Origin of the sequence: Saccharobesus litoralis (genome assembly GCF_003063625.1) — a bacterium.
GTDB classification, from domain to species: Bacteria; Pseudomonadota; Gammaproteobacteria; order Enterobacterales; family Alteromonadaceae; genus Saccharobesus; species Saccharobesus litoralis.
Window position 1 is genome coordinate 3,906,387 of the sequence record NZ_CP026604.1, and the last position, 12,563, is coordinate 3,918,949.

Below are 12,563 nucleotides of genomic sequence, written 5' to 3' on the forward strand. Positions count from 1 at the left end.
ATGTCTAATATTGATTTTGATAAAAAAGCCTTTGTCGAAAAACTACCAGTTAATGCCTACGCGATTGATGTGCAATCGTCATGGAACTTTATCAACGAATACCAAAATAAACTAACGCAAGCTAACCATCAAAAGCGCATTGATCAAAGCATAAAAGGCTCGGCGTTAAGTGACTGGTGGCATGCTGCATACGAGCTAATGGCTGGGCGGCATGTGGTGATTAGTGACGTGAATTACTCAGGTGACACTGAGCGTGAAGAGTTTATTGAGATCACTAACAAAGGGCCTGAAATAGTCGACTTGACTGGCTGGCGTATTAACGCGGGCGACAAAGGTCAAGACATGCAATTTCCATCCGATACTTGGTTAAAACCTAATCATAGCTTAAGGGTATATACATTTGCCAATGATGATGAAATGAGCTTTGAACGCAAACAGCCTATTTGGAATAACAAAGGGGATAAAGCTTGGCTATTTAATCAATTAGGTGAAGTGATTTGTAGCTATGTGTATGGTGAAGCCGCCCTAAGCCACGTTGCTATCACTCAAATTTGTTTCGACGGTAAAGTGAAGCATACCGAAGCTGACGAATATATAGAAATAGCAAATTTGGACTTTAGCTTTGTTGATTTGTCCGGCTGGAATGTCAATGCCGGTATTGGTCAAGATTTTATCTTCCCACAAGGTAGTCAATTAGCACCTAATGCAAAAATTCGTGTTTATACCAATCTTGTTGATGAAGCGACAGGAGGTTATTCGTTCGCAAGCCCTCGTGCTATATGGAACAACAAAGGTGACACTGGAACGTTGACAAATTACGACGGCAAAGTGGCTTCTACCTTTACGTATGGCTAATGCCAATAGCACGATTCTTTTCTTCAACTGCCGAAGCCAGAACTAAACTGGCTTCGCTTTTTCGTGAAAATCTCTACCTACACGTTCGCATTAAAGGGCAACTCAACCACATGAGAAATCGAAACGAAATCAAGACAATCCAAGCGTCACCAGAAATCTGTCAGGTGGTTGCCGATGGTCAGCGTTTAATTACTTATATTGCTCGTAATGGTAATAAACAGCTCGATCCAATCGTTACGCAAAACGTCATTGATGCCAAATATAAAATTGTTAATGACGAATGGACGATGGAAGATGAACAAGCCTTTTTGATTAACTACGACAAGCTAGCTAAAGCGGTTTATCCGGTAACGGTGGAAAGTATTTACGCCGTTATCCCAGCTGACAATCGTAAAAATAGGCCTTTAACTAAAGCTGAACGTGCCGTGGCCTGGTATCGGCGCTATACCATGGTGGCTTTGTTTTTTTTGCTATTAATTCAGGTATTCTTTTTATTTGGCGAAGGGCTTAATACTAACCTGACTCGTTTTTTCTCTGAACGACAAACGCTATTGGAACAATCCAGAACCCAACCGGAAAACGATAAGCTACTAGAAGAAATTAAGCTTCTTGATCAAAAAATTGATGCCAACTACAACCTTTTACTTATGTGGAATCGAGTGTGGTCGTTTGGTGGCACACTAAGTGTCGATGTGCCCAAATACAGTCAAAAGAAGTTTGAAATAGAAGAAAAAGCCTTGCAACGAAAACTTGAGCAAAGCCATTTGGCGCTTGATCCGCGAGAGTTCGATCATTTTGAGTTAGCCCATAGCTTGTACGAAGCGCGATTGATTTTTTTTGGTAACTTGTTATCAGCGGAAGCCGTGTTGAAAGTGCTACAGGTTTATATTTTGCCGTTATTGTACGGGTTATTAGGCGCGTTTATTTTTGTGTTACGTAGTTTGTTAAAAGAAGTGCGCGACATTACCTATACTTACGACTGCGAAATCCGTTATCGCTTGCGGCTCACCTTAGGCGCGTTAGGTGGGATGATTATAGGTTGGTTTTTAAAGCCTGAAGAAATTCATATGGCGGATTCAGTTTCTTCAATGGCGTTGGCATTTTTAATGGGCTACAACGTCGATATTTTGTTCTCAATTATGGACAAGCTAGTCAACAATATTAAGCAAGCCGTCGAAAAGCCTGAAGCAAATTCTGATAAAACTAAGCCAGAGCCTGCGCCGTCAACAGCTTCAGCTAAAACTTAAATAATTAACCAGCATTTAACAGAGTTTATGCGGCGTTTTCGTTAATCACATTGCTTAAACTGAGTTCATTGAATAACGCAAAAAGCGTGCATGGTTTGTTATACACCATACACGTCTTATCGAAAAAATGAGATAACGATGCTTTTAACACGACGCCTAGCAAAATATAAAAACCGGTTATTGGTAGCCTGTTTTGTCTTGATCTTGTCAAGCTGCGCAATCCATTTAGTTTCCGATTTTGATAAACAGTCTTTACAACAAATGCAAGCCGTTGCCAGCCAGGTGGAACAGCACTTTATAAGCCTGCAATACGTAGAAAAATCGCAGCGGCTATTTGAGCAATCAAAAGACAATTACATCGCGATTGAAGTGGCGCTACAAGCGTTAAAGGTACGCCAAGCCATGCGGCCGTTAAATGAGCAAACCTTAAAGCAGGTCGATATTGCGTTAGATTTATGGAGCAAAGATATTGCCAGCCATAAAAAGCAAAACACAGTGTCAGATTTTATTTTGCAGCGGCACCGCCAGCAATATCAGCGTTTATTTTTGGCGATGATCAAAGGCGAAGAAGCCAAAAAGGTAAATTAGTATTTTTACTGGAAACAGAATTAGTACCTTAATTCACAAGTTTTGAACGGTTTGATTGATAAACATTAGCTAAATTGTAGGGTCGATTTTACATCGACAAACCTTGTTTTAGCAGCCGCTTCGACCAACAAAAGATCCACTTGAAAAATCAATTAAGGAAATAAACATGGCGTTAGATGTAGATGAAGTATTGAATGGTTTTGTTAAGGGTTTGGCAATGTCGCTACCAACAGAAGGTGCAAGTATTAGCCAAGACCTTTTGGCTGTGATCAATAATAAAAGTGATATGGCTGATTTAGTCAGAGCAGTGAAAGAGGGCGATATTAGCCAACAAGAGTTTGCTGATGAGATTGAACGTGAAAAAGCGGTACTCGAAGCGGAGATCATTCAGTTAGAAATTGCAGCTAAGGCAACCATTCAGCATGCGGTTAACCAAGCGATAAGTTCCCTAACAAGCTCAATAAAAGTCGCACTGTAAATGGCTAAGGTTGTTAAAAAGCGTCGTTATCGGCGCGTATTATTACGACCTATTTTTGTTCGTTATCGACTAAAGTGTAGTGGAGAACAAAAACAGGCGACACCAAGTGATAGTGATATCAAGGTTAAACCTGCACAAGTAGACACTACTCAAGCAGAAATCGCTCAGGCAAAAATCACTCAGGCAGAAAAGCGCCAGGTTAAAAACGCAATGACTGAGCGCAACTTGCCTAGTCAAATATCAACGGTCACCGACTCACTTGAACAGTCTCAATTAGGTCAAGCGCCGTTAGCTCATTTTGAGCAAGGACAAAATCCTTATGCGTACATGCTACAGCAGTTACCAGGGATTTTAACTGCGATCCCAAATCTAGTTAAAACGATAAACGCCGAGCCAAAAACAAAAGTTGATAGTGAAACAAATGTCGATAATGGAACAAATATTGAACGTGAAACAAATGTCGAGAGTGAAACTCAGACTGCAGCAAAGCTAACCGATAGCAATCAATATCCAGTGGCTGATATAGCATCAAATAGCAGTCAAGAAAAAGACCAACAGCGTTTAGCTGACCAAGCACAAGCTGCGCAAAATGCGTTTAGTGATAGCATGCTAGCTCTATTACAACGTGAGCAATCGCAGGTTGGTAATCCATCTAAACGAGCGAAACCTAGCAGGGACGAAGCTCAAGCTGACTCTCATGCAGTTGAAGCAACGCCAACGCGTAAACCAAGTGTAGTGCGTGACAGGTGGCAAAACTTATCAATTAAACAAAACTATTTTCAATCAGAATCTCATTATTGGCGTTTGCTGTTTGCACAGCATAGAGAACAATCCCAGCACAGATACGAACAGGGCCGAGTGAGCAAGCATCAGGCATTATTAACTCGGCGTGATTTACATGTCCGCTTTGGCGGTGACTGCCCCTCGTTGTTGACTGAATCTGATCTATTAACTGATAACCTAACGCAAGAACGGGCGGAAAGTTGCGTAGATGGCATTAGCTGCTCGGCAGTGGAGGGCGCAAAAAAACAATTAGCACTTTGTCGCCTGACATGCGAGCAAGCTATCTCGTTATTACCTGAAGGCAAACCCATTATTGAACTTTGCCAAACGAAAGACATTGGTTTAGTTCATTTAGCGGTTATGTTTGCTAAACCATGCCAATTAAAACAGGCGTTATATAAAATGCCTGTATCTGTGCTGGTTAAGTTAGCTAATAACGAATCAATGCCATGTGGCAATATTGAGTTTAATCAAGTGATTCAGTACTTAGTGGCTAACGCATTTTTAATTGTTCCTAACTGGCCTGAATTATTATTAAACAGTGGGTTAGATGCAGTTAGCCCCAACTATCAACAAAGGTTTAATACACCCCGTTTAGCATTAAGGCTATTGCATAAATATATTACCCAAGCGACGCCAGGTAACAAAACGGTTCTTTATCAATTGTGTTATGGACGGATTAAATATTGCTTTATACAGCACAATGATCATGTGCAAATTTGCTGGCCGGATGGCTTAATTCTACGGGTAAACTGCCAAGGGTTTGTGCAGTGTTTACAGCTATTAATTCAATATTCAATTCGGTTAAGTAAACCTATTCGCTGTCAATTAAACCGCTATGCATTACCGAGTGTCAGCCAAGATAGCCAAAAGTATACACTTGAACAACTAGCCGCAACATTAGCTGCAATCCAGCAAAAAACGCCGAACTCGTTTATGCAATTCATAAGTTCAACTGCAATCAGCGTTGAGTCAACCGAGTTATAAATAGTACGACTCATTACACTGTAAACACATTGTGAAATCTCATTCCACTACGAATAATTTAATGAAATGGAGTCTAAAATGAGAAAGTTATTGTTTCGATCTTGCGTAGCGAGCGATGGTCGTCGCTTTGCATTTCTAACCGATCAACCTGAAGTCGAAGAAGCGTTTGATAATGGCTATAAGGTGGCTTACAAAGATCGTGATAGCAGCTCTACCCCAGAGTTGTTAGCCCATTGGAAGTCGGGCTTTACTGTTATGTCAGACGAATTTGTTTTGTTGCCAGAATCGGAACAAGTGCCAGAAGGCGTTAGCAAGGCGTTTGATATAATGATGTCGAGTTTAATAAAAGGCATAGACGTTATGTTTTGTGATTACAACTTAGGGATTGAAGGCGATTTACCTATGTGTAATCAAATGATGGAACAGCATAAGTCGACGGATTTTGTCTTATTCTCTTGCGCCGATATAGTGGGCAAAGACCCAGCCGTTCAGCCTTATATGGTGTCGTATGCGGCTCCGCGGTATGCACAAGGCAGTAAAATTTCACAACAGCATCGCATTTACTGTAAGACGGATCCGTTTGCTTTTACTCAAGCCATTAATGCCATTGTAGTGCAGCGCCAAAAGGACAATTTAATGGGCGGGCATATTAGAACGGATCTTGAGCCTTATGTGTTAGAGGCACCGGTGACAGAAAATGTTGCCAAGCTTGCTATTAGTCAGTTCGTTGAATCGATTAAAAACTTGGCTGCCACTAAAGCGCTAGCAGCACCGGCGACTTAGTACATCGACACAAAAATTCTGACAGGTAGGGCCGAATTTATTTCGGCTAGCACAAGGTTTGTCGCTGTAAAATTGCCCCTACAATTTAGCAAATGGTTATCAATTCAACCATTTAAAACATTTGATTTTAGATTCTGGTAACAATAAGTAGCAATCAAATTGCGAATGACACTGGTGATAGAGGCTGGCACATGGGGCGAGTAAGTAGTGGATAATTTATTTTATTATTATGCAACATACCTAGCGGCGCGATTTGCGGGTATGCCGTCAGCTTCTGCGCAACTATTAGCGTATAACTGTCGTTCTATGGCTGATTTTATCGAGGGAAATGCGTGTCGAACCCCTTGGCTTACGCAAAAAGGGCCATTCCAGCCAATATTAGTCAGTGATAAACCATTAACGCAATGTAATCGAGAAAAGGTAAACCTAGGCCGTTTAAACAGTCAGTTAGCTTTTGTTAATTTACCGGCGTTAATTGACAAGTCAGTTACACGGCAACAGTTTGATTGTAATGATCAGGTGTTTGTTGAGCCGCGCGTAAAGTCACAGTACCAGTCTCAGAGCCAATCTTTTAAGCATCATAAGAATTTTGATCTTAACTCTAGTATTAGCTCTAATCAGAATCCGAGTAAGAATAAGAGCCGTCAACATACAGTAAACCCACTTCAATCAAGCGCTAATTTAAATCGCTACTTTCAGTCTCCAAACAAGCAGTCGCCAAACACACAGCAATCAAACAAACAGCAATCAAACTCGCAGCAGCTAAGCGCGCAAGTTCGCAAGACGACCAGTTGCCACTATAACCCTTTAACCGATGTTGATTGGCGGATAGGAGGAGGGCAATTTACTTCAGCCTTTAGTCAGAGGTTGGCGGCACGGCATAGTTATCACACTAATGAAGAAAGCAATATTGAAACTCAATTGGATGCTAATTCTGCGAATACTCATTCTGAAATAGATTCAGATTTAGGCTCAGAAATAGTTCCAGATCCTATTGCCGAAATAAATTGCGTAGCGAATAGTACTTTTGCCGTTGAGATGGTTAATTCCAAATTACGTCAACTGGTTGGTGGTTTGTCAAATGATAAGCAAGGTTTGGCAACCTTGGGTTGTACGTTATTTGTTTATCAAAATACGTGGCGTTTTTCGACACAAAGTACTAACGGAGCCATTAACGAGCATGATAGTCAGAACACTGGCGGCAGTTTTGCTCATTGGCTTGATTGTTTTTACTGGACTTATCGGACAATCAAATGCCATCTGAATCAACGAACGTTGAATTATCAACTGATCCATTGTTATCCCGCCGCAGGAACAGCCAAACAGACCATAGATAATTTGTTATTTCGGCTTTATTCAATGCAAGGAAGTTTGTTAATTAAAGAAGCTGAATGGCTTAATGCGATCCCCGTTTTATTAAAATTAGCATCTAGCCCAATCGACGAAGTTTTCACGCAATGGCAGATCGGTTTACGCTATCGGCCAAATTATTTGCTAGAGCAAGCTTTAATCCAGTGCAAGGTACACACTTCAAGTGATTGCGTGGATGATCAACTTTTTAAAGATAGTTTATTTTACAAGCTTAACTTTGCCGCCCAGCAGCACAGTGTTTGGTTACAACAAAGGTTAAATCTGTATGGTTACCCCAGCATTTGTACAGAGCAAGCACTTAACCTTGGTTACTGATATTTCTTTCCAACAATTTTAAATATCCCTATTTGTTTTTGAAGCCTTGCAAGCATTAATGCTCGCCAACAATAGCTAGGATGACAGGCGTAGGCGAAACTTGGGCTTATAAGCCCTTGCTTTAGCTATAGTCAAAGCGATCAGGTTTTTAGGGGCAGGTTTCTAGTTCCAGACGAAACCAAAGTACCTACATCCATGTAGGCAAAGCTGTCAAAGCTACCGCGTCCTGCTCTCGCCCCTTACCTGCATCCATGCAGGCAAGCTTCGAGACCTCATGAGCATATGCTCTACTATGTGATTGGGGCCGCCTAAATGGATTTAGGTGTTAGAACGACGCAGGAGCCAAAGTCGAGAGTAAGCGCTGACAATGAACCATTAGACCTGAGCGAGAAGACTATATACATGGTTTGTCTGGATTCATAATTCAAGCTTGCAAGCAGAGTGACTTCATCATAACCACCAAGTTTTATCGTTATTTTGTCCGTAAACTGTTAATCAGTTTAAATAGTGAAGGTGATAATTAACATGGCAGAACAAGAATTTAGAAATGAATGGGCTAGACCTATCTGGGTGGATATAGAAGGTAAAGTTGAGAGTGAAATGCGTCATGATACAGAATGGCTTAGTGCTAAGTTTCGTGACAGTAAAAAAACCTTTCGGGAAGCTGGCGGTAAAAAAATAGGGCGTTCGGTTGCCTCATTTGCCGCTTCACATATACCGGTAATCGGGCCGTTAATGGGTAAAGCCATTAGCTTTATTCCCGCAGATGAAATCAATGACGGTCGACAATTGCAAATGGCCTCGTATTACTCTGTACGAGCACAACAACACGTTGAGCAATATCTTGCTAATAGCAACCCAGAACCGAATGTCGGCAAGTCGTTTCGAGCCATGACAGACAAGGATAAATTGGAAGAATACAAAAATATTCTTGTTAACGTTATGCGTTGTACCGTGGAGTTGGCTGGCGCTAAAGCCAAAATTGAGGCGTTAGAGCAAGCTTCGCAAGACAGTTTTAAAAACCTTATCCATATGATGGAGCAAGATTGTAGTGAGGACATGCGTAAATTAGTGCCTGTGATCGAAATTGAAATGCAAGATCTTAGTAAACGTTAATCAAGCACTAGGTAAATTCTGTTTATGCCAGAGGTTGAAAGTGTATATGCACGAATGCCTATCGTTGACGTAGTTACGCAGCAATCCATTGGTTTTGAGGTTTTACTGCGTCAGTTTCGTGGTATTGGTTTGGCTGTGTTTAATCAACATCCAACTTTATTTAAAGAGCTCGCGCAACCTTTGTTTGAGCACATATTAGCGCTAGATAAGGCCGGTAAATTTAGGCAAAGTCAGCAAAAGCTATTTGTTAATTTAACGTTGGAACAACTGTTATCAGATGGTTTGCTAAGTTGTTTTGAAGATTTGTTTTTTGCTGTTGATAAACCCAATAATATTATTTTTGAGCTAACCGAACATGAGCTTAATTATGATAGGCAGCGAATGAAAGAACGCATGCTAATTTGCCGGCAATTGGGCTTTAGTTTTGCCATAGACGATTTTGGTGCCAAAGCGTCGAATTTTCGCCGTGTGTTTGAGCTAAACCCAGATATCGTTAAACTGGATCGTTCAGTATTTAATGCTACAAACTCAGATAAAAACGATTTAAGTGCGCTTAGTCATTTAATCGACTTATGCCATAAAGAAGGCAAAAAAGTGGTCTTGGAAGGGGTTGAAACACATACGCAGTTGCAGCAAGCTAAGCAATGTAAAGTCGACTTTGTGCAAGGGTTTTATTTTGGTCTACCTGAGAATATCCTGTAATGGTTTTGGGCTTGAGTTTAGTTAAAACAAAATAAAAATTAGCCGCTTGGTTCCTATAAACAGGCAATTAAACCCTAGTAGTGTTTCCGAAAGAAATGATCAGTTGAATCACTTACATAATTTACTATCACTCGTGATGTTTTTAATCATATTTAGATAAAATAAACAACTTCAGGCTGAGCTTGTCGAAGTCTTATTACTTTCTAATTTACCGACACTTCGACTGCTTCGCGCTCAGTGTGAAATTGATCACCAATGTTTTCAACTAATCAAAATTAAATTGAAACTGTACTAGGTTTCCCCAAGTTGTCACTCGCCTTGCTAATTAGATTAGTCATTTATCTAAATTGGACATTTTTGGACATTTGATTATGAACGCTCATCAATTTTTAGCTCGATTACAACAAGGTTACGACTTCAACACAACCCATCGAATTTTTTCACAAAGTGGTTTTAGTAGCTGTTGGAAACAATGGTTAACTTTGGAACTCGCTAGTGTATTAGCCAGTGATAGCAATATAGAGCAGTTGGAAACCGATGTGTTTTACCCTGCACCTAACGAGCGGCAACAAGCCTTGGAACAAGCGCAGGAAAAATCACAGACAAAAACGCAAAAAAAGCCACAAATAAGTGACAAAAAAAGCCCTGAAGCTAACGAAAAAAACAACGAAAAAGCTATCGATAAAACCTTTGTCGAAACGGGTTTTCTAAGAGTACAAAATGGCGGTGATGTGAGTGTGACAACGCGCAAAACATCAGCTTCGCGCTGTGACTTTGCATTTAAACAAAAAGAGCAATCCTATTTTTTTGAGTTGCGCTGTAGTCATACCGATACATACACAAAACAAAAAGACTTGAATAAATGCTTAGCTGATATTGAACGCATTAATGCGCTAAAAGCCGCAAATCCAGAGTTGGAAATCGCCTGTCTATTTGCCATTTACGGGGTATTAACACCACAAGATACCAAAGCGTTATCCTTATTAGATAACAATCAGTTTTGCAGTTACGCATTAGATCCAAACTTGACCGGCAGTAGCAGTATTTCAAGGCTTGCTCATGTTAAGCACAGTGGCAAGCCGAGGTTAATTTTAGGTATGTATTCAGCTTGATCAAAAACGCAATGTTTATAAATTGACAATGTGTACCATGCTGGCTTGTTTTTCTTGCTGGTCGTCTTCGTCAATATATTTTGGCGTATTCGGCACGTCAGGCTTATCAAACGCAGTATCGCCATCGGCAAACGGCATGCTTTGAGAACGTAAGTTTTTAAAGTCATAAAGATTTGTGTCTGCCATGTGTGATGGCACTATGTCTTGCATGGCCTTGTACATGGTTTCGATACGCCCAGGGAATTGTTTATCCCAACCTTGTAACATTTGCTTGATGGCTTGACGTTGCAAGTTTTCTTGCGAGCCACACAGGTTGCAAGGAATAATAGGGTATTCACGCGCGACTGCGTATTTGGCTATATCTTTTTCACGGCAATAAGCCAGAGGTCTTATTACAATGTGCTCGCCATTGTCCGTGACTAATTTAGGCGGCATGCTTTTCATTTTGCCGCCATAAAACATGTTTAAAAACAAGGTTTCAATTATGTCGTCTCTATGATGGCCTAATGCTATTTTGGTTGCACCTAACTCTTTGGCAGTGCGGTATAAAATACCACGGCGCAGGCGAGAGCAGAGCGAGCAAGTAGTTTTACCCTCTGGGATCTTCTCTTTAACTATGCTGTAGGTATCTTCATTAACAATTTGGTAATTAACACCAATAGAGGTGAGATACTCAGGCAAAACATGTTCCGGAAACCCAGGTTGCTTTTGATCAAGGTTTACCGCGATTATCTCAAAGTTGATAGGCGCACGTTTTTGCAGGAAAGTCAGTATATCAAGCAAGGTGTAACTATCTTTACCACCTGATAAGCAAACCATAATTTTGTCGCCATCTTCAATCATATTAAAGTCGGCAATTGCCTTTCCGGTTTCACGTCTTAAACGTTTTTCTAGCTTATTTAGGTTGTATTGCTGTTTGCCTGAATTGTCTTGCATGTTTTACCCCACAAAATTGAGGCGCGGATTATACCTAAACACGAATCCTGTGCCTAGTTACTCATATTAGGTAATGTCATTAAACCGACTTGATACCGTCATTTTGGAAAAGGAGACTAGCGGTTTGTATCGCAGAAATACTATCTTTTTAGCCATTTGACTAAAAAATAAGCTTTTAAATCATTTTGTTAGGGTTTTTAGTTGCCAAATCAGCAACACCGACTAAAGTGGAAAGTATGGAAACCAAAAATCCTTGTTGGCAATAACTAACTAATTACGGTGAACGGAAATTTATGTCTACAGAAAACGCCTTACTGACTATACTAGCCGAAAAAATCAAAAACGATTCTTTGGTGCTACCCACCCTTCCTGAAATTGCTGTACGAGTTCGTGAAGCGGCAGATGATCCAGATGTTAATCTAGCTAAAATGGCAGATGTTATTGCCCAAGACCCAGCATTGTCGGCGCGTATGCTGAAAATTGCTAATAGTGCTTATATTGGCCGCTCAATTAAAGTTGAAACCCTTAATCAAGCTGTTACTCGCATTGGCTTGCGCCAAATTAAAAATATTGCGACAGCGTTGGCCATGGAACAATTGTTTGTTTCGAAAAATGACTTAGTAAAAGCCATGCTAGATAAAGTGTGGAAATTGTCGATTGAAGTGGCCGCGGTTGCCATGGCAACCATGTCGAACTACTTAAAAACCAATAAGCACACGTCGTTGAATATCGATACAATAACGCTAGCAACTTTAGTTCATAACATTGGGGTTTTACCGATTTTAACCGAGGCTGAACGCCACGAAGAAGTATTTGCTAAACCGGACTTTTTAGAAGGAGCCATCGCCCGTCTTGCAGGTCGTATTGGTGGCAATATTATGCGGGCATGGGAATTTAGTGATGACTTTGTCATGATAGCTGAGCGTTGGAACGATTTTCGTGTCGATCCTGAAAACGTGGCTTACTTGGACTTTGTACGAGTTGCCGCCGTTTATTGTGATGTGCTACCAATTGATGAAGACAAAGAAGACTTCTACGACAAGTATATCGAAAAAGGCGTATTACCTGACGAAGATTACCTTGAAAGTGAAGAGTTTTTAGAGGCCTATAACCAAGCCAAGTCTGTGTTTATGTAAAACCACATATTTTAATAACTTTGAAAAAGGCGCTTACAGCGCCTTTTTTGTGCCTTTTTTATATTAAATAAACGCGAGCAAAGATTAATACATATCAAATTGAGTTTATTTTCATATCTATCTTTAAAAATTCACAATTGAGCCCATATCAGTT

Annotated in this window: 12 protein-coding genes; 11 read left to right on the forward strand and 1 reads right to left on the reverse strand. The window is 40.5% G+C overall.

Annotated features, from left to right (window positions below):
* The 10 genes from C2869_RS14120 (at position 1) to C2869_RS14165 (ending at position 10,337) form a co-directional block, all read left to right on the forward strand.
* Positions 1 to 855, forward strand: coding sequence for a lamin tail domain-containing protein (locus C2869_RS14120; RefSeq protein ID WP_108603552.1), 855 nt, complete (start codon positions 1 to 3; stop codon positions 853 to 855).
* Between the two features lie 110 nt (positions 856 to 965).
* Positions 966 to 2,102 carry a hypothetical protein gene (locus C2869_RS14125; protein ID WP_159084180.1) on the forward strand — a complete coding sequence of 379 codons (1,137 nt, stop codon included), beginning with the start codon at positions 966 to 968 and terminating at the stop codon, positions 2,100 to 2,102.
* Between the two features lie 138 nt (positions 2,103 to 2,240).
* Complete coding sequence (locus tag C2869_RS14130; RefSeq protein WP_159084181.1) at positions 2,241 to 2,690, forward strand: hypothetical protein; 450 nt, start codon at positions 2,241 to 2,243, stop codon at positions 2,688 to 2,690.
* 166 nt (positions 2,691 to 2,856) lie between these two features.
* Entirely contained in the window at positions 2,857 to 3,168 is a 312-nt protein-coding gene (locus C2869_RS14135; protein ID WP_108603555.1) for a hypothetical protein, read from the forward strand.
* Positions 3,169 to 4,938, forward strand: a complete 1,770-nt coding sequence (locus tag C2869_RS14140) for a hypothetical protein (RefSeq protein WP_108603556.1) — start codon at positions 3,169 to 3,171, stop codon at positions 4,936 to 4,938.
* A gap of 78 nt (positions 4,939 to 5,016) precedes the next feature.
* Complete coding sequence (locus C2869_RS14145; protein WP_108603557.1) at positions 5,017 to 5,721, forward strand: hypothetical protein; 705 nt, start codon at positions 5,017 to 5,019, stop codon at positions 5,719 to 5,721.
* 207 nt (positions 5,722 to 5,928) lie between these two features.
* The gene (locus C2869_RS14150; RefSeq protein WP_108603558.1) at positions 5,929 to 7,407 is read left to right on the forward strand and encodes a hypothetical protein; all 1,479 of its coding nucleotides are present in this window, start codon (positions 5,929 to 5,931) and stop codon (positions 7,405 to 7,407) included.
* Between the two features lie 525 nt (positions 7,408 to 7,932).
* A complete protein-coding gene (locus C2869_RS14155; protein ID WP_108603559.1) occupies positions 7,933 to 8,523 on the forward strand; it encodes a hypothetical protein in 591 nt (196 codons plus the stop codon).
* A gap of 24 nt (positions 8,524 to 8,547) precedes the next feature.
* Positions 8,548 to 9,225 carry an EAL domain-containing protein gene (locus C2869_RS14160; protein ID WP_108603560.1) on the forward strand — a complete coding sequence of 226 codons (678 nt, stop codon included), beginning with the start codon at positions 8,548 to 8,550 and terminating at the stop codon, positions 9,223 to 9,225.
* A gap of 371 nt (positions 9,226 to 9,596) precedes the next feature.
* Complete coding sequence (locus C2869_RS14165) at positions 9,597 to 10,337, forward strand: hypothetical protein (RefSeq protein ID WP_108603561.1); 741 nt, start codon at positions 9,597 to 9,599, stop codon at positions 10,335 to 10,337.
* Positions 10,338 to 10,352: 15 nt separating this feature from the next.
* Here the strand turns inward: C2869_RS14165 and ttcA are convergent, their stop codons facing one another.
* The gene (gene ttcA, locus C2869_RS14170; RefSeq protein WP_108603562.1) at positions 10,353 to 11,273 is read right to left on the reverse strand and encodes a tRNA 2-thiocytidine(32) synthetase TtcA; all 921 of its coding nucleotides are present in this window, start codon (positions 11,271 to 11,273) and stop codon (positions 10,353 to 10,355) included.
* 293 nt (positions 11,274 to 11,566) lie between these two features.
* Here ttcA and C2869_RS14175 point away from each other — a divergent pair, with 293 nt between their 5' ends.
* Positions 11,567 to 12,409: an HDOD domain-containing protein gene (locus C2869_RS14175; protein WP_108603563.1), complete on the forward strand. Its 843-nt coding sequence runs from the start codon at positions 11,567 to 11,569 to the stop codon at positions 12,407 to 12,409.
* Positions 12,410 to 12,563: the final 154 nt, after the last annotated feature.

Excerpts from the sequence above, each read along its gene's own strand:
- C2869_RS14120 (WP_108603552.1), top strand. The coding sequence starts at position 1 with ATGTCTAATATTGATTTTGATAAAAAAGCCTTTGTCGAAAAACTACCA.
- C2869_RS14125 (WP_159084180.1), top strand. The coding sequence starts at position 966 with ATGAGAAATCGAAACGAAATCAAGACAATCCAAGCGTCACCAGAAATC.
- C2869_RS14130 (WP_159084181.1), top strand. The coding sequence starts at position 2,241 with ATGCTTTTAACACGACGCCTAGCAAAATATAAAAACCGGTTATTGGTA.
- C2869_RS14135 (WP_108603555.1), top strand. The coding sequence starts at position 2,857 with ATGGCGTTAGATGTAGATGAAGTATTGAATGGTTTTGTTAAGGGTTTG.
- C2869_RS14140 (WP_108603556.1), top strand. The coding sequence starts at position 3,169 with ATGGCTAAGGTTGTTAAAAAGCGTCGTTATCGGCGCGTATTATTACGA.
- C2869_RS14145 (WP_108603557.1), top strand. The coding sequence starts at position 5,017 with ATGAGAAAGTTATTGTTTCGATCTTGCGTAGCGAGCGATGGTCGTCGC.
- C2869_RS14155 (WP_108603559.1), top strand. The coding sequence starts at position 7,933 with ATGGCAGAACAAGAATTTAGAAATGAATGGGCTAGACCTATCTGGGTG.
- C2869_RS14160 (WP_108603560.1), top strand. The coding sequence starts at position 8,548 with ATGCCAGAGGTTGAAAGTGTATATGCACGAATGCCTATCGTTGACGTA.
- C2869_RS14165 (WP_108603561.1), top strand. The coding sequence starts at position 9,597 with ATGAACGCTCATCAATTTTTAGCTCGATTACAACAAGGTTACGACTTC.
- ttcA (WP_108603562.1), bottom strand. The coding sequence starts at position 11,273 with ATGCAAGACAATTCAGGCAAACAGCAATACAACCTAAATAAGCTAGAA.
- C2869_RS14175 (WP_108603563.1), top strand. The coding sequence starts at position 11,567 with ATGTCTACAGAAAACGCCTTACTGACTATACTAGCCGAAAAAATCAAA.